The sequence below is a fragment of the Peristeroidobacter soli genome, assembly GCF_004138485.1.
Lineage (GTDB): Bacteria > Pseudomonadota > Gammaproteobacteria > Steroidobacterales > Steroidobacteraceae > Steroidobacter > Steroidobacter soli.
In genome coordinates this window covers 647,949-671,087 of the sequence record NZ_RYEV01000006.1, presented here as the reverse complement: position 1 = coordinate 671,087, position 23,139 = coordinate 647,949, and the positions used below count along the sequence as shown (strand labels likewise).

The window sequence follows — 23,139 nt, the reverse complement described above, 5'->3', positions numbered from 1 at the left end:
CTGCAGCAGCTACTACGCTCACGCAACCACTCCTTCCGCCGCTTGCCAGGTATCGACATCGGTGAACGCCCACTGCGCCGACGGCACCGGCGACTGCCGCGCCATGTGTTCGGCATCATCAACCTCACGCTTTGCTTCGGCGCTCATCTCATTTCGCTCCTGATCCGAGAGCAGGCCCGCGGCGGTGAGTGTGTTTGCCAGCCGATCGATGGGACATTTACCGCGCCACTCATCGACTTCGACGAGTGCGCGATACATCTGCGTGTCGTCGGCCATGTGACCTAGGAAGCGATAGGTGTCGGCGACGATGAGCGTCGGACCGCCTTGACTTCTCGCGCGTGTAACGGCCGCTTCCGCGGCGTCGTAAACCGCCGCCACGTCCATGCCGTCTACATCGACAGAAGGAACGCCATAGGCGGGACCGCGCTGACTGATCTGCGGCTGCGCGAACATGCGTTCGATGGCCGAAGATTGTGCGTAATGGTTGTTCTCGCAGACGAAGATCACCGGCAATTTCCAGATCGCCGCGAGATTCATGCTCTCGGCCAGCACCCCCTGGTTGGATCCGCCGTCGCCGAAATACGCGACCGCGACTTCGTTCCGGTTGCTCACCGACGCCGCAAGCGCCGCGCCCGTCGCTAGCCCGATGCCCGCGCCGACGATGCCGTTGGTACCGAGAATTCCCAACTCCTGCACGCCAATATGCATGGAGCCGCCCTTGCCTTTGCAATAGCCGTCGGCGCGTCCGAAAATTTCCGCGAGCGTGCGTCCTGGATCGGCGCCACGCGCCAGACAGTGCGCGTGGCCGCGATGATTGCTGGCGATGCAGTCGTTCGGGCCCAGCGCCATCGATACGCCGACCGCCACTGCCTCCATGCCCACGGAGGGATGCGTCGAACCGCGGATCAATTTCTCGTCGGCGAATCCCTTCAGACGCTGCTCGAATTCGCGGATCAGCAGCATCATTCGCAGCGCCATCCGACCGTGTTCGCGTAAATTCATTCGGACGTTCTCCTGTCAGGCGACGCGTGCGATCACGGCATTCAGCTCGACCACGGAGCTGGGTCCGACGAGGATGCTCACGGTGCCCGCGGCGGGCGACTCGATCTGCACACGCACCTTGGCGGTTTCCAACTCCGCGATGGGCTGCCCGGCCTGCACGCTCGCGCCGTCGGCAACCAGCCACTCGACGAGGTCGGCCTCACTCTCCTCGCCCAGCACCTGCTCGGTGACAATTACATCCACGCTTGCGGTCCTCTCAATTGCGATCAACTGCCGACATCGAAGCCGCGCGCGCCCGACCAGTCGAAAATCTGGCGCATGGCCTGTTCGAGCTGTTCCGGCTGCCCGGCGTAGTAATGGTTCGCCCCTCGAATCACGGTGAACGTCTTGTCCTGTGTCGTCGCCGCGTCGAACAGCATGCGCGAATGTGGCTGCGGCACGGCGTCGTCCGCCGAGTTCTCCATCACCAGCAACGGCACACTCACGCGCTTGGCGCACGCACACGCGTCTCCGCGACTGTCCTCGATGGACCATTGCGACAGCCACGAGCGCAGCGTCGTGAAGCGCGCCAGGCCCACCGGCCCGTTGTTCACGGTCTCGGGCACACCGAGGTAGCACCACTTGGGACGGCGATCGTTCGGATCCAGCGTGCTGTCGAGATAGCGTGGATCGGCCATCGTTCGATGAGTGATCAAGCCACGCTCGACTTCGCCAGTGCCACGGCTCCGTAGATCCGCAAGCGTCTGCTTCACACGCGCCGTGATTGCTCGCATGCGACGTAGCTGCGCGGCGCGATACGCGCGGATGAAATCCGCCGAATACGGCGGCTGATTGGGATTCTTCGGATCGTAGATATCCAGCTCGGCATTACGCCGATCGGGGTCGTTCTCATCGAGCACCGACGGATCGATACAGTCGAGCAGCAACTGCGCGCGCGATACGTGCGCGGCTTGGAAGATCACCGCATCGGCTGGAATCAGACGCGCGGAACGCAGATCGATTGCATCTCCCGCCGGCGTGCGTTCGATACTTGGCTGCTCGGCCTCGGCCTGATAGCACATCGCGAGCGCGCCGCCGCCGCTCCAACCCGCCAGCACGATCTTCTCGTAACCCAAAACTTCGCGTGCGTAATGGATGTAAGCCCCGAGATCGACCAGCACGTTCTCCAGAACGCCCGCGGTATCGTTGCGCGCGTATCGGCTACCCGCGCACAGAACGTGAGCGCCGCGCTTGGCGAATGCACGTGGCACAGGCAACAGTTGCAGTGTGGATGACGGATGCATGAAGACATGCAACGTCCGGGACGGCCGATTGCGAGGACGGATCAGCACGCCCTCGAGGTTGACGACGTTCTGGCTGCCCGAGAACCCGTAGGTCTCCACGAAGGCCGGCGTGCCGCCGTGCGTGACATGCACCCAGTCGAATTGCAGCTCGCTGTCGGCATGCTGAGTCGGCGATGTGGGGATGTTGAGCATGGCGCAACCTTAGCCGCCACCACTGGACACTTCCGTCCCCATCCCAAGGGACAGCCGGCCTGGACGGCAATCAAGCGTCGTGCCGCTCCACGCGTACCGCCGCCAACCGCGCCGCTTGAGCCGGCAGAGAACTCCACAGTGCGAGATACCACAACAGCAGCTCGCGATGACTGCCGAGCTGCAACCGCTGGTACGCGCGCTTGCGGTACGTCATCACCGTCTCCTCGCCGATGCCCAGGTCGAGCGCGATGCCAAGCGAGGTCATGCCGTACAGAATGCGCGCGCACACTTCGGCTTCACGCCGAGGAAACTGCTGTGGCGCCTTGAGAAGGCAGGCTTCGATCTCGGCCAGCGAAGTGAGCGCGCTCGCCAGGCTGGATTTCTGCCAGCGCACGCCAGCGTTCTTTGCGATCAGCGACAGCAGCGTGCCGGAGACGCCACCCAGCTCTTCGATCTGACCCGCATCGAACGGGCCGCGTCGGTCGGAGCGCAGAATGCTGACGCCGAAGGCCATGCCGGCCGACGCGCCACAGACCAGCAGGCGATCGCGAATGTGAGTGCGGCCGTAAAGGATGTCGCGCAGCTCGAGGTCTTCCAATGTGCGCACGTCGAGACGCACTAAACTCGGCCGTGGAGCGTCCAGCCCACGCTGAGCTTCGCGAAATGCCGGGTCGCGACGCCACCATTCACGGCCAATGTAGATGCTCGCCTGACGGCGTGCTGTGTCGGTGCCGTCGAGGCTGACAGCGGTGAACTGCACCGGCTCCTCGGCGGAGCCGAGTTGGAAGATGGAGCAGTGTTCGGCACCACAGAGGTGATGCAGATAATCCATCAGGCGAGGTTCGAAAGCAGGCTCACCGATGGAGCTGATGAGCTGCGACAAATCTCCCGCCGCGACTGGCGCGGCGGCATGATCGAGCGAATGCGGATTCGCCGCCATACTTCACCCCCTTGCCCGTGCGGCCCTATGAAGGCCCGCCGGATGTCTCACAATATGAAACACTTTACTTCGCGCCTGCTTTGACAGGTCTACGGTACCGACCATATGCTGAGTTCGCCGCGCTGTAAAGCACGCGGCGAGGGGATTCATGGGTTCCATGAATTTGTTTCCTAATGTGGAACACACACGAGGAACATCGTGGCGGGGAAGCCTCGGGGCGGCCGTTCGCAAAGTCTGGGTCGGGCAATCCTGCTGTTGCGGCTGGTGGCGGCGAACGCCGCACACGGCGCACGCCTCAGCGATCTGGCGCGGCGAGCAAAGCTGTCCAAGCCGACAGCGCATCGGCTCCTTTCGGCGCTCGAACGGGAGGGGCTGATCCACCGCGACGGGGATTCGATGAGCTATCACCTCGGCCCGGAAGCATTCGTACTCGGCACGCTCGCAGCCGAGCGTTATGGCATCCACCGTACGGCGCTGCCGGCACTGTATCGGCTTTCCGCAGTCTCCGGGGATACCAGCTTTCTGACAGTGCGGCGAGACTGGCAGTCAGTGTGCCTGCACCGGGAGGAAGGCGCGTTTCCGATCAGGACGCACGCGCTGAAAGTCGGTGACCGATTGCCGCTCGGCATTGGCGCGGGCGGCATGGCTATTCTGGCCGCATTGTCAGACGAGGATGCCGAGGCGGCGATCGCGGCGAACGCTGCCGAAATTGCGACTCGTTATCCAGGGTACTCGCCCGCCGTCCTTCGCAACGATCGCGAGCTCGCACACCGTCACGGCTTCGCATTCAATCCCGGTCGCCTGACCGCCGGCAGCTGCGGTGTCGCCGTCGCCGTGCGCGATGCGCATGGCGAATGCATCGGCGCGTTGTCAGTCGCCGCCATCGAACAGCGCCTGGCCGCTGAACGCCGACAGGAGCTGGCGACGATGCTTCGCACCGAAGTAGAACGACTGGAGTCGCAACTCACGCGCCCGGAAGGGGCGAGCCAGATTCCGGCGCCGCGCTCCGAACGCGAGCACGGCGCCAGCGCGCCTCAGCGTCGTACTTGATCCAACTGTGCTTTGGAATAGCGGTCGCCCGCCGTTCCACCGACAGGCGCGGCAGTTTCGAGCTTACGAATATCCAGCTCGGTCAGCTGCACGTCCACCCCGCCGAACGTGTCTTCCAACTCGACCAACTTGCGGACGCCAGGGATTGGAATGATGTCGTTTCCTTTCGAGAGCAGCCACGCGATGGCGATGCGTGCTCCGGTGGTCCCGTGCGCGCGCGCCACATCGAGCACGGCTTCGACCATCCGATAGTTCTTCTCAAAGTTGCCTTCGTTGAAGCGAGGGTCGAATCCGGAACGGCGCAAGTCGCGCTCGCCGAGATCCTTGGTCGAAGTGATGGCACCGGTGAGAAAGCCGCGACCCAGCGGAGCGAACGGCACGAGCGCGACGCCCAGCTCACGCAGCGTCGGCAACACGTCCACCTCGACGCGCCGCTCCCACAAGGAATATTCCGACTCCACGGCGGCGATCGGATGGATGGCATGCGCACGACGCAACGTATCCATGCCCGGCTCCGAGAGACCAAGGTAGCGAACCTTTCCTTCACGAACCAGCTCGGCCATCGCGCCCACGGACTCCTCGATGGGCACCTTCGCATCGACCCGATGCAGATAATAGAGATCGATGTAATCGGTACCGAGCCGCCGAAGCGCCTCTTCGCAGACGCGCCGGGCGCTCGCAGCGCTGCCGTCCTGCCCAGTTACGGAACTGCCATCCTTCGCGAAGGTGAAGCCATACTTGGTGGCGATCACCATCTGCTCGCGCTTGCGCCCCTTGAGCGCGCGACCGATCTGCTCTTCGCTGCGCCATGGGCCATAACATTCGGCGCTGTCGAACATCGTAACGCCCATATCCATGGCCCGATGCATGATCGCCAGCGCAACGTCATCCTCGACGTAGCCGTAGTCCCCAAGGGGCGTGCCGGACAGTGGAGAGCAGCCCAGCCCCAGCGCCGATACCTGCAGTCCCTGCCCCAGCGTTCGATATTTCATTGAGCCCCCTCGATGGCGTCGACCGTCGTTTGAAAAATCCGGCGCCTGTCCGACGCCGCCAGGAATGGATATCACATTCGTAACCGGGCTCGCTGTCCCTGCGGCACGGGACGCCGTGCGCGGGCGCTGAATCCGCGTCCCCCGCCCCGGGGACTGTGGCACACCATACTCGCCGGATAGGCTGACACTATCAGGAGTAACAGGAATGAGCGTGGACGATTCGAGCGCATTGCCGCTCAGTGGCATCACCGTCATCGAACTCGGTTCGCTGATCGCCGGGCCCTACGCGGGCTCATTGTTCGCGCAGTTCGGCGCGGAAGTGATCAAGATCGAACCGCCGGGCGGCGATCCGCTGCGCACGTGGCGCAAGCTGCACAACGACACGTCGCTGTGGTGGTATGTACAGAGCCGGAACAAGAAATCCGTTGCGCTGGATCTCGCCGGCGTCGACGGCCAGGCAGCGTTGAAGAAGCTGGTCGAGCGCGCGGACGTGGTCATCGAGAACTTCCGGCCCGGTACCCTGGAACGCTGGGGGCTCGGCTGGGATGAGTTGTCGCGAATCAATCCCAGGCTCGTGATGCTGCGAGTCTCGGGCTACGGACAGGACGGCCCGAAACGCGACCAGCCCGGCTTCGCCGCCATTGCCGAGGCCGTCGGCGGCCTGCGCTACGTCACCGGTTTCGCCGATCGGCCGCCGGTGCGCACTGGCGTGAGCCTCGGTGACACGCTTGCAGCGCTGTACGGCACGATCGGGACGATGGTCGCGCTCCATCACGTCAAGAACGGTGGCGCGGGACAGATCGTGGACATGGCGCTCAATGAAGCCGTGTTCGCCGTCATGGAGTCCCTGGTCCCGGAATATTCCACCCTGGGCTTCGTCCGCGAGCGCAGCGGCGCAAGCCTGCCCGGCATCGCTCCTTCCAATACCTATGAATGCGCCGACGGGCGGCACGTGGTGATCGCAGCGAACGCCGATTCTCTGTTCCAGCGACTGATGATCGCCATCGATCGAGAGGATCTGGCCAAGGACCCCGACTTGCAGCGAAACGACGGTCGCGTCGCCCGCGCCGATGAGCTCGACGCGGCCATCAATGCCTGGACGGCCCGAATGCCCATCGACGAAGTCGTGCGACTGCTGGAACTCGCTGCCGTGCCCGCGAGCAAAATTCATTCAGCCGCCGACATCGTCAACGATCCACAACTGCAGGCGCGTGGCATGCTCGAATCGACGCAGCTGCCCGATGGGTTACGCATGACGATTCCCGGCATCGTACCCAAGCTTTCGGCGACCCCGGGCCGAACACGCTGGCTCGGACCGCGGCTCGGTGCGCACACGGAAGAAATCCTGGGCGCCGCGCCGCCCGCCTCCACAACAAAATGCACCTGAGACTGTCGTGCTCGACTTGTCGCCCAGATACATTCACATCCAGGACGTCGCACCTCGAGACGGGCTGCAGATCGAGCCGAGACAGATCGCCACGCACGAGAAAATCGAGCTCATCAACGCGCTGTCGCACGCGGGCGTGCCGAAGATAGAAACAACTTCGTTCGTTTCGCCTCGTGCCGTGCCCTCGATGGCGGACGCGGAAGCTGTGTTGACCGGTATCGATCGCGTGCCGGGCGTCGAATACGCCGCCCTGGTGCCGAACGCTCGCGGCGCCGAGCGCGCGCTTGCCTGCGAACTGGACGAACTGAATCTGGTCATGTCGGCCAGCCGCACCCACAGCCAGGCGAATCTTCGGATGGCACCCGAGGATTCGTTGTCCGAGTTCGCAAAGATCGCAGCCGTGGTCCGCGATCGAGTGCCGCTCAATGTTTCCATCTCCACCGCATTCGGCTGCCCCTTCGAAGGCCGAATCGCGGCGGCGGACGTTTTCTCTCTGCTCGATCGCATCGCTGCGCTCGGCATGGAACGCGTCACGCTGTGCGACACCACCGGCGTTGCCAACCCTGCGCAGGTCTTTTCGATGAGTCAAAGCGTGCGGCAGCGGTGGCCGTCGCTGCGATTGACGCTGCACTTCCACGACACGCGTGGCATGGGGCTCGCGAACGTGCTCGCGGGCATCGCCGCCGGCGTCGATCGCTTCGATGCTTCGCTTGCCGGGCTCGGCGGTTGTCCCTTTGCGCCGGGTGCCAGCGGCAACGTATGCAGCGAAGATGTCGTCCACATGTTGCACGAGATGGGGTTCACGACCGGCATTGATCTGGCGGCACTGCTGCGCCAGGCGCAGGCCATGCCGGCTCTAGTGAGTCATGACGTCGCCGGTCAGGTCGCGAAAGCCGGACCGGCGAACCGACGCTATCCCCTGCCAGCGACTGACCAGAGTTCAGCATCATGCAACCCACCGTAGCGATCGTTGGAACGGGCCACGCGGGTTTGCAAGCCGCGGCGTCTCTACGGGAACAGCAATACAGCGGACGTATCGTAATGATCGGAGCGGAACCGTACCCGCCCTACGAACGTCCGCCTTTGTCCAAGGGATATCTGCTCGGACACACGCCCACACCGCGACTCGCATTGCGGCCTGCATCGTTCTATGCGGATAGAAACATCGAACTGCTATCTGGCAGGCCTGCCGCCGAGATCGATCGACTCCGCCGCGACGTCATCCTCGACGACGGCGGAATCGTTGCTTACGAACATTTGATCCTGGCCACGGGCGCACGCAATCGCCCGCTCACAATTCCTGGCGCGGATCTGGAGGGCGTCTGTTACCTGCGCACGCTGGCCGACGCTGACATCCTGCGCGGGCAGATGCAACCCGGCAAACATGTGGTCGTCATCGGTGCCGGGTTCATTGGCTTGGAGTTCGCAGCCTGCGCGACACAACTCGGCATGCGCGTCAGCGTGCTCGAGCTTGCCGACCGTCCGATGGCTCGCGCGGTGTCGAGCAGCATTGCCAGCCTCTGTGTGGCCGAGTACGAAAAGCTCGGCGTGCAGCTGCGGTTCAACACCGCAATTACCGGCATCATCGGTTCGAACGGGCGCGTCGGCGGAGTGCAGACGAAGGACGGTGAAACTTTCGCAGCTTCGCTGGTGCTGATCGGCGTGGGCGTCATGCCCAATTCAGAGCTTGCCGCGGCCAGCGGCCTGGCGGTGGACAACGGCATCGTCGTGGACGAGCACTTGCGCACCTCGGACCCGCACGTGAGCGCCATCGGCGACGTTGCCGCCCATCGCAGCGACCATGCGAACGGCGCATTAATCCGCATCGAGTCGATTCAGAATGCGTCGGACCAAGCGCGCTGCGTAGCCGCGGCGATCGCAGGTCGGCCGCAGCGCTATCGTGCTGTGCCCTGGTTCTGGAGCGACCAAGCGCACTTGAAACTGCAGATCGCCGGTCTGGCGCTCGCGAGCGACCAGACAGTGATTCGCGGCGACTCGAACGGCGCCAGCTGCAGCGTCCTGCACCTGCGCGACGGCCGCCTGGCTTGCGTGGAAACGCTCAATCGTCCGGCCCTGCACTTGCTCGCTCGGAAGCTGATCGCTCGGAATATCGAGCTGACCCCACAGCAAGCCGCGGATGAGCGCTTCGACCTGAAGACACTGCTGCCAACGTGACCGAGAGCCCGCTGCACTCCCGCCGGTCGGCGACCGGCGGGAGCCGCGAACGTTCGTGCTGCTTAGAAGTTCCAATTTCTCCGGCCCATTGGAGTTGCTCTCAACGCGCGTTCAAGGTGCTCGTCGGCAAACGATGTTGCCGCCAGCGCGCTGGTATGAAACAGACTCAAGCCGAGCTCGTAGTACCGTTGCGCCGGTTGCACTGTGGTTGCATCGATGATCGCGCTCATGCGATCGCCGTACGGGACTGGAAATCCCCCGGAATAGAACTCGATATTCTCGATCAGGCGCGAGTCGAGCAGGCTGACGGGGCTGTAGAAGTTTTTTTAAATGAAACGGTTCATACAGGCGCAGGCCGTTCAGGATAATTGCCGTCTCATCAGGCTCGCCGCCGCGCACCGCCCCGAGGCTGGAGATACCGTTGCTCGCAGTGCCCGGCAGCCGTTGCACGGCTCGCAATGTTTCATCCGCCAGACGCGGCATCGCCTGCGGAGCGGCAACGACCGCATAGACTCTCGGCGCCGCTTCGGACAATCCGAGCCCAGGCGGCGTGGCAGATCAGCGTCCCCATCGACAGACAGGCCGCACGCAGCAGCGCTTGCTTCATTTTTTTCCCGCTCAGCGACACTTGCAGCATACTGCCTTGTCGCGCCAGAGTACGCGCCCCGGGTGGCAGGTGACTAGCGCAGTGGCCCTCAGCACGGCTTCGGCGCCGAGCCCGCACCGTCAATGATCAGATGAAGGCGTTCTCCCTAACAATAGTCGACTCACCCCTTTGATTCCGCAGGCCGGCTCCCCTGACTCTCAATCAGTTGGTTATAGGTTCGAGTCGCGTCGTCGCGATCCGTCACCCGTCTCGGGTCGAGGATTCCGATCCAGGCTGCCACCGCAACGATGCGATGAGCCCTTTCATATCATCGCTGTCCGCAACTCTGGCAGACCGCGGCGTGTGGTACTGCCGCGAGACGCTCAGCAGCGATTTGCTCGCCACACATCGTGCAGACTCCGTACGATCCCTGCGCCACTCTGGCGAGCGCCGTGTCGATGGCCTCGAGTTCACTCCCGGCCGCACGATCGATGGCCTCGAGCGACTCGTCATTCTCGAGCTGGATGGCCCGATCGCTGGAATCGTTACTGAGCGGCTCGTATTGCCGCGAGAGATCCTGGCCGATTCGTTGCTGGCGCTGCTGCAACTCGGTGCGCCGGGCGAGCAACCGGGTGCGGATCTGATCCAGAGGTGTAACGTCGGTACTCATGATATGTGCTCTACGCAGCGCCTTCGACATCCCGAAGAGTAATGCCGCTCATCTCGCAGCTGACCAACGTTCCCGCCTCGCCGTCGATCATGTTCGCGGCAGCTTCGAGAGAGCCGATATAAGCTCGGCGTACGCCTGACTCGGCGAAACGACAGGCGGCTGCGACCTTCGGCCCCATGGATCCGGCGGCGAAAGTCAGCTCGCGCAAGGCCGATGGGCTCGCGGAACGAATCTCACGTTGTGTTGGCTGGCCCCAGTCGAGATACACGGCCGATGCGTCGGTTAGCATCATGAATACATCGGCATGGAGCTGCTCCGCGACCAGTTCGGAAGTAAGGTCCTTGTCGACGACGGCATCCACGCCTGTGAGCTCGCCGGTGCTGGCATCGCGTGCCACTGGAATACCGCCTCCGCCCGCACAGATCACCAGGAAGCCACCTGCCAACAGGCGATCGATAGCAGCCACCTGGCAAACGCTCCGCGGCGCCGGCGATGGCACGACGCGTCGCCAGCGCGTTCCATCCAGAGCCATGCTCCATCCATTCAAGCTCGCCAGACGTTGTCCCTCTGCTGCTTCGTAGACGGGCCCGATGAATTTCGTCGGCGCCTTGAACGCCCGATCCTCGAGATCAACCTCCACCTGCGTCAACAACGTCACCGCGCGAGACTGCTGCAGGAGGTTGCCGAACTCGCGCTCGAGCCAATAGCCGATCATGCCATCGGTTTGAGCGCCCAACACATCGAGGCCAGGCAACGGTGTGCCGCTGGCGGCCGACATCTGCAGAGCCAGCAGTCCAATCTGCGGGCCGTTGCCATGCGTGATCACCACTTCGTTTCCCGGCAACAATGCGGCTACCGAGCGCACGGCGGCGCGGACGTTGCGGCGCTGAGTCTCGATATCCTGCGGCTCGCCGCGTTTCAGCAATGCGTTGCCCCCCAGGGCGATGACGATCCGCATCGTCAGGTCGCCTTGCGCGGCATTGGCTGTTGCTGAGTGATGCAATGAATGTTGCCGCCTCCCAGCAGAATCTCCCGAGCCGGGACCGTGACGATCTCGCGACCGGGATACAACTCGCGCAACGTGACCTGAGCGTCCGCATCCCGGGGATCACCGAAGCCAGGCACGACGATGCCGCCGTTGCAGGTGTAGTAATTGACGTATGAGGCCGCCATCCGATCGCCACACTTGCGCGGCAACGTACCGTTGACGGCATCTACGCCGTCGCTCTCGGCTTGCGAAATGATCACCGGTTCCGGGATGTGGAGCTTGACCACCTCGATCCTGCGCCCCTTCGCGTCGGTCGCCCTGCCAAGACGCTCCAAGGCATCGCGTGAAATGGCGTGCTGAGGATCGGCAGTGTCATCGGTCCAGGCCAACGCCACGACACCCGGACGTACCGGGCAGACCAGATTGTCCACATGCCCGTCGGTCTCGTCGTCGATGAACCCCTGCCCCAGCCAGATGACTTTGCGGATGCCGAGATAGTCGCCAAGCAAGCGCTCGATCTCGGTTCGCGACAACTGCGGGTTACGGCTCGGGCTCAGCAAACATTCCTCGGTCGTGAACAACGTGCCCTCGCCGTCGACGTGAATGGAGCCGCCCTCGAGCACCAGCGGCGCATCGTAACGATCCAGCCGCTCGATCTCGAGCGCCTTGACCGGCACCGCGTCGTCCAGGTCCCAGGGGAAATACAAACCGCTGGTCAACCCGCCCCAGGCGTTGAACTGCCAGTTCACCCCGCGCACGCCGCCGCGATCGTTTACAACGAACGTCGGTCCGCAATCGCGCATCCACGAATCGTTGTTCGAGATTTCCACGACCCTGACGTCCGGCGGCAGGAGATTTCGCGCGTTGTCGTACTGGCGATGATTCACGCCGACGGTCACCGGTTCGAAACGTGCAATGGCGCTCGCCACCGCCACGAACGCACGTTGCGCAGGCTTACCGCCCAGTCGCCAGTTGTCGGGACGTTCCGGCCATAACATCCACGTGCCGGCGTGCGGCTCGAACTCGGCCGGCATCCAGAACCCGTCCTGGCGCGGTGTCGACTCGATCAGACGGCTCATGCGTGCTGCTCCCGTTCCACGATCCGCGCTGACTTCACAGTGACGCGTCCACGCTGCGCAAGATGGATCAACCACTCTCCTGCCAGCAGCGTGACGATCACACCGATGACAATTGCCAGCGTCTTCTGAGTCGTCTGCTCGCCGCCGGGCGGCCAGATGAAAAGGACGATGGCCTGCAGCACAAAGAGCGAACACAGGATTGCGCTGCCCCACATTCCCACCGCGCCGCCCGGCACGTGGTAGGGCCGCTGGCGCTCGGCATCACGGCGCCGCAATACCACGAATGCGGCGAACATCGGCAGATAAGGCAGGAGGAAGACCACCGAGCTGAAGGCGAACAGCGTCCAGAACAGATCTTCCGCACTCCCGGCCATGAGCCCGTAGAGCACGATGACGACCGTGGAGACGATTCCGGTGATCACCGCTGCGTTGGCAGGCGTCTGATATTTCGCGTGCAATTTTCCAAACACCGGCGGCAGATCGCCGCGCTGCGCGGCCTCGGCCGCCGAGCGATTCGCGCCCATGGTCCAAGTCACCATGTTTGCCAGGAACGTGAACAGAGCCCCCACGCCCAGCACAGTGACGATGGCCGCCCCGCCAGGCAAGGAGTCGAAGATTTTATGGAGAGAGTCGAGCATGCCCTCAATCAAGCCGATCTGCTCGACCGGCAGCGCCATCAGCATGCCGACGGTTGCGAGCAGGTAGAACACCGCGATCAGCACGCCGGCGGTGACGATGGCGACCGGTACGTCGCGACGTGGATTGCGCATCTCCTCGCTCGCGCCGGAGATGAGCTCAAACCCCATGAAGCAGTAAACGATCACCGGCAGGAAGGCGAGCCCGGCGTCCCAGGTAGGTGCGAGGTTGCGCAGGCTCAGATCGTTTGCGACACCGTGATGCGCGGCGAACACGAAGCCGCCGACGCCGATCGACAACATGATCGCCGCCTTTACGACTGCACCGACGTTCGGTACCCATTTGCCCAGCGTCAGAGCGATCACATTGATGAGCACCGTCACCCAGGTCATGCCAATGCCGATGGCGATCTGCATCCACAACGACATTTCGGGCATGAACATCTGCGCCAGCATGCCCGCAAACAGTACGTACACCGACGGCATCCACAGTGCGACATTGATCCAGTACAGCCACGACGCCCGGGCGCCCCAGCGGGGACCGAATGCCCGGCGCACCCAGGCATAGATGCCACCTTCCTCCGGATAGGTCGTGCCGAGCTCCGCGGAGATCAGGCCGTATGGCACGAAGAACAGAACGAGCGTCGCGATCCACCAAAAGACCGCTGACGGACCGATCGCCGCGGCCGCTGCGAGCTGGTCGATGACGAGGATGGCGCACACGCTGAACAGCGTGACATCGAGCGCACGCATCACTTTCGGGAGCGTGCGCGGCGCGGTTTTATCGACCATGTCCTTCTCCCAGAGCGAGCTCGCTGGTGCGACTCATGAACGATTCCAGTTGCCCGCGATAATGAGCTTTGAGCGCCTCGCTCGGCCGCTTCAGTCGCGGATAGACGAACCAGACCAGCAAACCCTTTTCGGTGTGCAACCGGTTTTCCGCCTGATCGAAGATGATGGATTGCGGCGAATCCAGAACTTCGTCGGTGGCCTCCACGCCCCGCGAGGCCGGCAGGCAGTGCATGACCCGGCAGTGCGCCGGCGCCTTCGAGAGCAGGGCGCGATTGAGTTGATAGTCGGGCATGAATGCGCGGCTGCGCTCCGGGATCTCGCTCTCCTGCCCTACCCACCACCACAGATCCGTATATAGGAAATCGGCCTCACGCACGGCCGCGTTCACGTCGTCGGTGGCAGTCCAGGACCCGCCGGACAGTTTGCAGTTCTCCTCGGCGAGGGCTCGCACCTGTTCGCCGATCTGGTAGCGCTTTGGCGCCGCATGCGTGAAATGCATGCCCATGCGGGTGCAGATCGCCGCCAGCGAGTTGCAAACATTGGTGGCGTCGCCGACGAACGTAACGCGAACGTCCTCGAGCCGCTTGCCCGCCGGGGCGTGCTCCATCATGGTGAACACGTCGCAGAGCACCTGCGTGGGATGGTTGTAATCGGTGAGACCGTTGATGACCGGCACGTCCGCCTGGCGGGCCAATCCCGTGACTGTCGAATGCTTCAAGGTGCGCGCTTCGATCACATCCACCATGCGCTCGAGCACATCGGCGGTGTCGTTCAGGGATTCCCGCTGTCCCAGGTGGATTTCCCCGGGTTTCAGATACAAGGCATGTCCGCCCAGCTTGGTCATCGCCACTTCGAACGACACGCGCGTGCGCGTCGACGGTTCCTCGAACAGCATGCCGAGCGAGGCTCCTTCCAGCAGCTTCGGGCAGGCCCCGGCCGCGTCCGCCTCCTTCAGCTGACCGATCAAGCTCATGAGGGTCAGCAACTCGTCCTTGCTGAAGTCCTGAGTATCAATGAAATGGCGGATCGGGTTCACGATGGGCTCGCTGAGTCGATTTATCAGGCGACCCCACAGTAAGGAAAGCGCTGCCACCCGCCCAATCAGGTGAACCACTGCGCGCTTGCGGGATGTTCCTTAACTGCCATGGACTCGCGCAGTGCTCTAATTCAGGCACGTTCTGCAGCACTATGGAGTCGGCAATCATGAATGTCTCTTGCTCATGCGCAGCGAGCGCCACTCCTCGAACAGGGCACGAGGCGTCGGTGCCGTTTTCACTTCGCAACGTGCTGGTTGCCGTCGATCCGTTGGCGGATCAGCATCCTTGTATCGACAAGGCGGTGCGCCTCGCCGTTCGTTACGGCAGCGCCATCGAGCTATTCATTTGCGACACCGATCAGTCGCTTCACGAAGGCGGAGGCTCGGCCCTCGCCGCGTACGAACATCGTCAGCAAGCCCGGTTGCGCCGACTGGAAATGCTCGAAGGTCTGGCAGGCCCCCTGCGCGCGGCCGGGCTCAATGTCAGCACTGCCGCAGCCTGGAACAGCTCGCTTGCCACCGGCATCACCGAGCACGCCCTCAGAACGAGTGTGGACCTCGTGGTGAAAGACGCGCACCGCCACCTGCCGGCACCGATGTGGGCGACATCGCACACCGATCCCAACTTGATCCGTGAAGTCCCCAGCGCGCTGCTGCTGGTTCATCCGAACAACTGGTCGAGCACGCCAAAGCTCGCTGTGGCCGTCGACCCGTGCCACCCGGTCGAGCGCTCGCCGCAACTGGACGGCAGATTGATGGAGGTGGCACGCTCGCTTTCGACCCGACTCGCAGGGTCTCTAGAGGTCGTACATGTCGTCGGCACGCCGCCGCATCTGCCAGATGTTGCCGTCACCGACGAAGCACGCGCGGCGGCCGAAGCCAAGGCATTGGTCGAGGTGCGCGCTCTCTTAGGTACCGCTGACGTTGAGTGCCCCATCCATCTCGAGCACGGCCCCGTCGCTAAGACACTGCTGTCATTCACCGCGAGACACCATCCCAACATTTTGGTGATAGGCGCGCCGGCGCGCCCCCGCCGAGACGAGTTGCTCGCCGGGGGGGCCGCCGCCCAGCTGCTGGACCACGTCGACTGCGATTTGCTCGTGATCAAACAACCGGGCTTCGTCAGCAGCTTGCTGATCACCGACTAGCTCAAAGCGCGACGTCGATAAACCCACGGCAGGGCCGACCTCCTCGAGGAACATTGAAGGTGAATTCCACTTCGTCAGCACTGACCGGGGAACGGTCGAGTGAATTGCATCGTCCGCCGCCGAGCGAAGATGAAACCATCCGTCGCTTGTGGAAAGCGCGCTGGCGTATCCTGGGCTGGGTGACGCTCCTCGGCGTGGCTGCGATCGGGGCCTGGCAATGGTGGCGTGCGAGCACCGTCGAAGCCCCCCTCGCGTTTGCCAGCGGCAACGGGCGCATCGAAGCTATCGAAGTGGACATCGCAGCGAAAGCGCCCGGTCGTATCGACAGCATCCTGGTCGACGAGGGCGACCCGGTCGCGGTCGGTCAAGTGCTCGCCACGATGGACACCGCGACTCTGCAGGCGCAACTGGCGCAAGCGGAAGCGCAGCTCAGACAGGCCGAAGACGCCGCGCTCACCGCGTCCGCGGTGGTGAAGCAACGTGAAAACGAGCGGGCCGCGTCTCGCGCCGTACTCGCTCAACGACAGGCGGATCGCGACTTGAGCGCCAAACGCTGGACACGCTCGGCCAATCTGCTGAAGCAACGAGCCGTTTCACAACAATCGAATGAGCAAGCGGAGGCGGAGTATCGCAGTACTGAAGCTGCGGTCATCGCCGCGACCGCTCAGATCGCCGCGGCGGACGCCGCCGTCGTTGCGGCGAAGGCGCAAGTCACACAAGCGCATTCCGCGGTCGAGGCCGCGCGCGCGACGGTCGCTCAAGTTCACACGACGATCGAGGACAGTACACTGCGATCACCGCGCGACGGTCGCGTCCAGTATCGAGTGGCACAGCCTGGAGAAGTGCTGGGCGCGGGCGGCAAGGTTCTCAATATTGTCGATCTCACCGATGTGACGATGAGCTTCTTCTTGCCGGAGACAGTCGCCGGTCGGGTCGCCATCGGCAGCGAAGTTCGGCTGGTGCTCGATGCCGCGCCGACGTATGTCTTCCCCGCGCGAGTCAGTTATGTTGCCAGTGTCGCGCAGTTCACGCCCAAGACGGTCGAGACCCAAAGCGAACGGCAGAAGCTGATGTTTCGGGTCAAAGCACGTCTCGACCCCCAATTGCTGAAGAGTTACGCGAATCGGGTCAAGACCGGCCTGCCCGGGGTGGCGCACGTCAAGCTCGATGACACCGCGCGCTGGTCACCGGAGCTCGAGGTGAAATTGCCGTGAGCGCCCAACGGGCGGTGGCGCAGCTCGATGCAATCACTCATCGCTACGGCAAGACGGTCGCGCTGGATGCGGTAACCCTCGACATCCCTGCCGGGTCGATGGCTGGTTTGATCGGCCCGGACGGTGTGGGCAAGTCGACGCTGCTTGGCTTGGTGGCGGGTGCACGACGCGTGCAGACCGGAACGGTGCGGGTGCTCGAAGGAAACATGTCGAGCGCAGCTCATCGACGCGATGTTTGCTCGCGCATCGCCTATATGCCGCAAGGGCTCGGCAAGAATCTGTATCCGACGCTTTCCGTCAACGAAAATCTGCAGTTCTTCGGCCGCCTGTTCGGACAAACCCGGCAGCAGCGACAGCAGCGCATCAGCGAGCTGCTGGAGGACACCGGCCTTGCGGCCTTTCGCCAGCGGCAAGCCGGCAAACTCTCCGGAGGCATGAAACAGAAACTGGCGCTCTGCTGCGCGCTCATACACGACCCCGACCTGCTGATCCTGGATGAGCCCACCACTGGCGTCGACCCCCTGTCCCGCCGTCGCTTCTGGGATTTGATCGACCGCATTCGGGCGCGACGCCCCGGGATGAGCATTCTCACGGCCACCGCGTACATGGAAGAAGCCGAGCGATTCGACTATCTCGCCGTGATGGACGCAAGCAAGGTCCTCGCCACCGGCTCTCCCGCCGAAATCCGCGCAGCCACTCGGACTGAACGCCTCGAGGAGGCATTCATCGCGTTGCTGCCTGCCGAGCGCCGCGGCGGGCATCGCGAGCCGGTCATCTCGCCGCCAACGTCGAGCACTTTCGATGCGCCCGCCATCGAGGCACACGGACTCACCAAGCGCTTCGGCGACTTCGTTGCCGTCGATCACGTCGATTTCTCGATCGGTACCGGTGAGATCTTCGGCTTCCTGGGTTCCAATGGCTGTGGCAAGACCACGACCATGAAGATGCTGACCGGCCTGACGCCGGCGAGCGAAGGAACGGCTCGGCTGTTCGACAAGCCGGTGGCGGCGAACGATCTGGATACCCGCCGCCGCGTCGGCTACATGTCGCAATCGTTCTCCTTGTACACGGAGCTCACGGTTCGGCAGAACTTGCGCTTGCACGCCAGATTGTTCGAAGTGCCCGCTGAGCACATCAATGCTCGCATCGCGCAGACGGCCGGGCAGTTCGGGCTCACCGAACAGTTGGACGACTTGCCCGAGACCCTGCCCCTCGGCATGCGTCAACGCCTGTCGCTGGCCGTCGCCGTCATCCACCGGCCCGAAATCCTGATTCTCGACGAACCCACCTCGGGGGTGGATCCGGTAGCGCGGGATCGATTCTGGGAATTGCTCATCGACCTGTCACGACGAGAGCGCGTCACCATCTTCATTTCCACGCATTTCATGAATGAGGCCGAACGCTGCGACCGGATCTCATTCATGCACGCCGGGCGCGTTCTCGCAAGCGGCGCCCCACGAGAGCTGATCAGGGCGCACGGCGGCGGCACGCTCGAAGACGCGTTCGTCAGCTGTCTGGAGCAAGCCAGCGAACCCGCATCCGAGCCGCTGTCTGCTGCCAGGCCGGCGCCAGCACAGCCCGTCCCCAGCGACCGGCGCCATCTCTCCGCCAGCCGCTTCAGCCTGCGTCGACTGCTGACCTATGCTCGTCGCGAGAGCATGGAGCTGCGGCGGGATCCGGTCCGATTGACCCTGGCGATGCTCGGCACTTTCGTGCTGATGTTCATCATCGGCTATGGCATCAGCATGGACGTCGAGGATCTGCGTTTCGCGGCGCTGGACCAGGATCAGACGGTCGCGAGTCGAGACTACTTGCAACAGTTCTCGGGCTCGCGCTATTTCAAACAGGCCGCTCCGATTGCGAATCACGCCGACTTGGATCGGCGCATGCGCAGCGGCGAGCTGTCTCTTGCCATCGAAATTCCGCCGGGCTATGGACGTGAATTGGATGCGGGTCGCACTCCGCAAGTCGGTGTCTGGGTCGATGGCGCCATGCCGCTGCGCGCAGAAACCATCCTGGGCTACTTGCAAGGTCTGCACATTGGTTACCTGGTGGAGCTGGCGCGACGCCAGCCCATCGCGGCGGCCTCATCGCCCGCCAGCGTGGCAACGCGTTATCGCTACAACCCGGAAGTGCGCAGTCTCGATGCCATGGTGCCGGCCGTCATTCCGTTACTGCTCATCTTCATTCCGGCGATGCTTTCAGCGCTGGGCGTAGTGCGGGAGAAGGAGCTCGGCTCCATCCTCAACTTCTACACCACGCCCGTGACCCGGCTGGAATTTCTGGTCGGCAAGCAACTGCCGTACATCGGGCTCGGTCTATTCAATTTCGGGATGATGGTCCTGGCGGCGGTGACGGTGTTCGCCGTGCCCATGAAAGGCAGCGCTCTGGCGCTCACTCTCGCGGCCGTTCTGTATATCACCTGCGCCACCAGCTATGGCTTGCTGATCTCCGCATTCACCAACAGCCAGATCGCCGCAATCTTCGCCGCCGCCCTCGGCACACTGATCCCGGCGATTCAGTTCGCCGGCCTGCTGAATCCCGTGTCCTCCCTGCAGGGGCCGGGCGCGGTGATCGGGCAGCTCTATCCCACGACGCATTTCCTGGCGATCAGTCGCGGCGTGTTCTCGAAGTCGCTCGGGTTCGCCGATCTGCGCGGAGAGTTCATCGCGCTCGCAGCGACGCTGCCGTGCATCGCCGTGCTCTCTGTCGCACTGCTGAGGAAACAAGCCAAGTGATTGCACGGACGCTTCGAAATACGTGGCAGCTCGGCCTGAAGGAATTTCGGAGCCTGTATCGCGATCGAACGCTGTTGTTCCTGATCGCGTGGGCATTCACGGTCGGGATCTATACCGCGGCGCGCGCGCAGCCGGAGACGCTGAACGCCGCGCCTCTGGCCATCGTCGATGAGGACCAGTCACAGCTGTCCTCGCGCATCGTCGGAGCTTTTTATCCACCGTATTTCCGCAGCCCCGAGATGGTCTCGATGCACGAGGCCGACCGCGGCCTGGATAGCGGCAACTACACGTTCAGCCTCGACATCCCTCCGCACTTCGAACGCGACGTGCTGGCCGGTCGCAACCCTGCCCTGCAGCTCAACGTGGACGCGACGCGGCTGTCGCAAGCACTGGTCGGTACGGGTTATGTCGAAGCCATCGTCGACCGTGAGGTGATGGAATTCGCGAAGCGGCAGCAACTAGCCTCGACGCCGCAGATCGATCTGGTGCCGCGGCTCATGTTCAATCAGATCGGCTCCCACGTCTGGTTCGGCTCCGTGATGGAGCTGATCAACAATGTGACTTTGCTTTCCATCGTGCTCGCGGGCGCCGCGCTCATCCGCGAGCGCGAGCATGGGACCGTCGAGCACCTGCTGGTGATGCCGCTGCGGCCCCTTGAAATCATGCTTGCCAAGGTGTGGTCGATGGGCCTGGTTGTGCTCGTCACGGCGGCCCTCTCGCTCTACCTGATCGTGCAGGGCCTGTTACAAGTGCCCATCTCGGGCTCGGTGCCGTTGTTCCTGGCCGGTACCGCCTTGCATCTGTTCGCCACAACGGCGCTCGGCATCTTCCTCGGCACGGTTGCACGCTCCATGCCCCAATTCGGGCTGCTGATGATCATGGTGCTGCTGCCTTTGCAGATCCTGTCCGGCGGCACCACTCCCCGCGAAAGCATGCCCGACGCCGTCGCAACTTTGATGCTGGCCGCGCCCACCACTCATTTCGTGGAAATGGCACAAGCGATTCTGTATCGGGGCGCGGGCCTCGATGTTGTGTGGCGACCGATGTTGTGCATCCTCGCGATTGGAGGCACGTTCTTCGGGATCGCGCTGAGCCGGTTCCGGCGATCGATTGCCGATATGCAGACATAGGACCGATCTTCACGCGGTCCTATGTCGGCAGATGGAGCCTGTCCGCTCCCAACCGTGCTTGCTGAGGAACTGCCGTCATGGTCGCAATTTGCGCCAGCGCGCATATTGTGCAGCCTTGGCCTGGTCCGCGTCTTCGCGCTGACGCAGCCAGAAGTCGAACCAGTCCAAATTGCGATCGTAGATGGCCAGCCGATGCGCGGGCTGCCACTTGTTGTGAAACTCGCCGGGGAAAACATACATGTCGACCGGCTTTTTGAACTCACGCAGCGCCATGAACGTTTCGAGCGCAGTCACGGTCTCGGCATCGGCGACCTGAATCAGTAACGGCGTATGAAACGTTGCGGCATTTTCTGAGAGAGCGAGACTCTTCCACGGCGAGAGGTCGCCGAACGCCGATGGAAAGCCGGCTCGTCGCCGCTCCTCGGCGACGGCCGTGCCGCCATAGACCATCATCGCCCGCACGTCGAAGCAGCAGGTGCTGATCGCAGCCGCGGCGAACATGTCCGGCCGATTGACCAGCGCGAAGCGGGTCGACGTGGCACCTTCGCTGAGACCGGTGATCCCGATCCGGCGCGGATCGATTACACCACGCGCCTGTAGCAGTTGCACGCCGCCTTCGATTGCCGACAGAACGTTGCGACGGTCGTTCCAATTTTCTTGGTTGAGGGGATCGGCTTCGTTCCAGCTCGACCAGGAACCTTCCGGAATCGACTCAAAATAGGGCGGCGGCCGGTCGACGCTGAGAACGGCATAGCCCCGCGCAGCGAAGACATGAATCGGATATTCGTCGCCGGTCCCGCCGCGAAGAAAGCCGCGCGTGCGGTACTGGACAATGATCAGCGGCAGTTTCTCATCCCGCTTTCGGTCCCGCGGCAGGATCAGATCGCCGAAAATCTCAAAACCGGCCGCGTTCTTCCAGTGCAGTCGCTCGACCTTGCCCAGACGCGCCGGCGTAACCTCGGGGTTGGGATCGAACAGTAGCTGCGAAGTGCCTCGCGCGAGATCGATCGACTCGAGATGGCGCGGCGTTGTGGAGCCTTCCCGCGCGCACAGCATGCGGTCTGCCGACAACTGACAGCCGGTGAGTATGTCCTCCGTGCGCAGGATCGAACGCGGCACGTTACCCGGCACCCAGCGATAGAGAACGAGCTCGCTCCGCCCCCATCCTTCGCGCACAAAATAGAGCAATCCGTCGCCGGCCGGATCCCACCAGATCCGTTCCAGGTCATGATGATCGAACCGGCACGCGTCGCATTTGATGCGTTGGCCGTCGCGCCCCGTGACCCACAGTTCCACCGGGCTCAATATACGCGCCGGATCCTGGCGCTGCGTCCAGGCAATGCGACCGTCGGCTCCGCGCATCGCACTGAGCGCATGCGCCGGACGGCCGTCGCTCAACGAGCCGGTAAGAAGATCCCGCTCGTCCGTAGTTGCGACACGTGTTTCACCGGTCGCGATGTTCAACGCCAGCTGAACCATCTTACGAGACCGCATTGAAGGCTCTAAAGCCCGGTTGAGACCGAAGCGCTCGTCATACGTGAATCCCTCGCGTGCCTCCTGCGCATAGGCTTGTTTCTGGGCTTCCAACCCGGCGCGAGTGGCATAGAGAATTGCATCGCCCGACTTGCTCCAGACGAAGGATTCGACTTCCGCCGCGCCAGTAGTGAGGTAACGGGCAGCTTCGCGGCCGTCGGCGGCAACACGCCATACCTGCATGACCCCTTCCCGTTGTTTCAGGAACGCCAGCCAGCGCCCGTCCGGCGACCATTGAGGCGTCGCGCTGCGGGGCACGCCGACAGGAATCAATATGCCGCGTACATCTTGCGTAACCACGCTCAATGCGCCTCCGTCGGCGATGACTTGCGGCCGCGCGCCCGGCCGAAGCTCGAGTGTCGCCAACTGTTGGCAATAGTCGTTGGTGACGGGATCGGCTCGGGTCAACATGAAGGCGATACGTCTCCCGTCCGGGTCGACGGTGAATGGTGTTGCACCGGAGATACTGTTACTGAAACCAATGTCGCGCAGCCTGACCAAGTCGCCGGCCGTAACCGGCTGCGACGTCATTTCAATCGCCGCGGCATTGGGAAACATGTTGCCGCAAT

General features: G+C 63.3%; 20 protein-coding genes. 8 read left to right on the top strand and 12 right to left on the bottom strand.

Annotation, left to right across the window (positions count from 1 at the left end; translation table 11 throughout):
* Positions 1-18: 18 nt before the first annotated feature.
* The 4 genes from EKO19_RS29140 to EKO19_RS29125 all read right to left on the bottom strand — a co-directional run bounded on the left by EKO19_RS29140 (position 19) and on the right by EKO19_RS29125 (position 3,417).
* Complete coding sequence (locus tag EKO19_RS29140) at positions 19-1,002, bottom strand: thiamine pyrophosphate-dependent dehydrogenase E1 component subunit alpha (RefSeq protein WP_129780892.1); 984 nt, start codon at positions 1,000-1,002, stop codon at positions 19-21.
* Between the two features lie 15 nt (positions 1,003-1,017).
* The gene (locus tag EKO19_RS29135; protein WP_129780891.1) at positions 1,018-1,245 is read right to left on the bottom strand and encodes a biotin/lipoyl-containing protein; all 228 of its coding nucleotides are present in this window, start codon (positions 1,243-1,245) and stop codon (positions 1,018-1,020) included.
* 23 nt (positions 1,246-1,268) lie between these two features.
* Positions 1,269-2,477: an alpha/beta hydrolase gene (locus EKO19_RS29130; protein WP_129780890.1), complete on the bottom strand. Its 1,209-nt coding sequence runs from the start codon at positions 2,475-2,477 to the stop codon at positions 1,269-1,271.
* 70 nt (positions 2,478-2,547) lie between these two features.
* Positions 2,548-3,417 carry a helix-turn-helix transcriptional regulator gene (locus EKO19_RS29125; protein WP_129780889.1) on the bottom strand — a complete coding sequence of 290 codons (870 nt, stop codon included), beginning with the start codon at positions 3,415-3,417 and terminating at the stop codon, positions 2,548-2,550.
* Between the two features lie 198 nt (positions 3,418-3,615).
* On the opposite strand from EKO19_RS29125, the gene EKO19_RS29120 reads away from it, so the two are divergent.
* Entirely contained in the window at positions 3,616-4,467 is an 852-nt protein-coding gene (locus EKO19_RS29120; protein ID WP_129780888.1) for an IclR family transcriptional regulator, read from the top strand.
* On the opposite strand, the gene EKO19_RS29115 is transcribed toward EKO19_RS29120, so the two are convergent.
* Positions 4,452-5,459 carry an aldo/keto reductase gene (locus EKO19_RS29115; RefSeq protein ID WP_129780887.1) on the bottom strand — a complete coding sequence of 336 codons (1,008 nt, stop codon included), beginning with the start codon at positions 5,457-5,459 and terminating at the stop codon, positions 4,452-4,454. The genes EKO19_RS29120 and EKO19_RS29115 overlap by 16 nt on opposite strands.
* A 205-nt stretch (positions 5,460-5,664) precedes the next feature.
* On the opposite strand from EKO19_RS29115, the gene EKO19_RS29110 reads away from it, so the two are divergent.
* The 3 genes from EKO19_RS29110 to EKO19_RS29100 are packed head-to-tail and all read left to right on the top strand — an operon-like array spanning position 5,665 to position 9,021.
* On the top strand, positions 5,665-6,846 hold the full coding sequence (locus EKO19_RS29110; RefSeq protein ID WP_129780886.1) for a CaiB/BaiF CoA transferase family protein: 1,182 nt from the start codon (positions 5,665-5,667) through the stop codon (positions 6,844-6,846).
* Positions 6,847-6,862: 16 nt separating this feature from the next.
* Positions 6,863-7,810, top strand: a complete 948-nt coding sequence (locus EKO19_RS29105) for a hydroxymethylglutaryl-CoA lyase (RefSeq protein ID WP_129780993.1) — start codon at positions 6,863-6,865, stop codon at positions 7,808-7,810.
* Positions 7,795-9,021 carry an NAD(P)/FAD-dependent oxidoreductase gene (locus EKO19_RS29100; protein WP_175597240.1) on the top strand — a complete coding sequence of 409 codons (1,227 nt, stop codon included), beginning with the start codon at positions 7,795-7,797 and terminating at the stop codon, positions 9,019-9,021. The genes EKO19_RS29105 and EKO19_RS29100 overlap by 16 nt, the downstream gene beginning before the upstream one ends.
* A gap of 62 nt (positions 9,022-9,083) precedes the next feature.
* Here EKO19_RS29100 and EKO19_RS38445 read toward each other — a convergent pair whose 3' ends face one another.
* From EKO19_RS38445 to ptcA, 6 genes are all read right to left on the bottom strand, one after another.
* Positions 9,084-9,251 carry a hypothetical protein gene (locus EKO19_RS38445; RefSeq protein WP_157995485.1) on the bottom strand — a complete coding sequence of 56 codons (168 nt, stop codon included), beginning with the start codon at positions 9,249-9,251 and terminating at the stop codon, positions 9,084-9,086.
* A 684-nt stretch (positions 9,252-9,935) separates the two neighbouring features.
* On the bottom strand, positions 9,936-10,277 hold the full coding sequence (locus tag EKO19_RS29095; protein WP_129780884.1) for a TraR/DksA family transcriptional regulator: 342 nt from the start codon (positions 10,275-10,277) through the stop codon (positions 9,936-9,938).
* 10 nt (positions 10,278-10,287) lie between these two features.
* Complete coding sequence (gene arcC, locus EKO19_RS29090) at positions 10,288-11,235, bottom strand: carbamate kinase (RefSeq protein WP_129780883.1); 948 nt, start codon at positions 11,233-11,235, stop codon at positions 10,288-10,290.
* Between the two features lie 2 nt (positions 11,236-11,237).
* Complete coding sequence (aguA, locus tag EKO19_RS29085) at positions 11,238-12,344, bottom strand: agmatine deiminase (RefSeq protein ID WP_129780882.1); 1,107 nt, start codon at positions 12,342-12,344, stop codon at positions 11,238-11,240.
* Positions 12,341-13,771, bottom strand: coding sequence for an APC family permease (locus tag EKO19_RS29080; protein ID WP_129780881.1), 1,431 nt, complete (start codon positions 13,769-13,771; stop codon positions 12,341-12,343). Before EKO19_RS29080 ends, aguA begins: the two co-directional genes overlap by 4 nt.
* On the bottom strand, positions 13,761-14,807 hold the full coding sequence (ptcA, locus tag EKO19_RS29075) for a putrescine carbamoyltransferase (RefSeq protein WP_217705681.1): 1,047 nt from the start codon (positions 14,805-14,807) through the stop codon (positions 13,761-13,763). Before ptcA ends, EKO19_RS29080 begins: the two co-directional genes overlap by 11 nt.
* A 152-nt stretch (positions 14,808-14,959) precedes the next feature.
* Between ptcA and EKO19_RS29070 the strand changes: the two genes are divergently transcribed.
* The 4 genes from EKO19_RS29070 (at position 14,960) to EKO19_RS29055 (ending at position 21,037) form a co-directional block, all read left to right on the top strand.
* On the top strand, positions 14,960-15,955 hold the full coding sequence (locus tag EKO19_RS29070) for a universal stress protein (protein ID WP_175597239.1): 996 nt from the start codon (positions 14,960-14,962) through the stop codon (positions 15,953-15,955).
* Between the two features lie 146 nt (positions 15,956-16,101).
* The gene (locus tag EKO19_RS29065; RefSeq protein ID WP_407676671.1) at positions 16,102-17,169 is read left to right on the top strand and encodes an HlyD family secretion protein; all 1,068 of its coding nucleotides are present in this window, start codon (positions 16,102-16,104) and stop codon (positions 17,167-17,169) included.
* Positions 17,166-19,907 (top strand): ribosome-associated ATPase/putative transporter RbbA, encoded by a 2,742-nt coding sequence (gene rbbA / locus EKO19_RS29060; RefSeq protein WP_407676669.1) that lies wholly within the window; start codon positions 17,166-17,168, stop codon positions 19,905-19,907. Before EKO19_RS29065 ends, rbbA begins: the two co-directional genes overlap by 4 nt.
* Complete coding sequence (locus EKO19_RS29055) at positions 19,907-21,037, top strand: ABC transporter permease (protein ID WP_129780989.1); 1,131 nt, start codon at positions 19,907-19,909, stop codon at positions 21,035-21,037. Before rbbA ends, EKO19_RS29055 begins: the two co-directional genes overlap by 1 nt.
* 75 nt (positions 21,038-21,112) lie before the next feature.
* Here the strand turns inward: EKO19_RS29055 and EKO19_RS39330 are convergent, their stop codons facing one another.
* On the bottom strand, positions 21,113-23,101 hold the full coding sequence (locus EKO19_RS39330) for an Atxe2 family lasso peptide isopeptidase (protein ID WP_246038990.1): 1,989 nt from the start codon (positions 23,099-23,101) through the stop codon (positions 21,113-21,115).
* Positions 23,102-23,139: the final 38 nt, after the last annotated feature.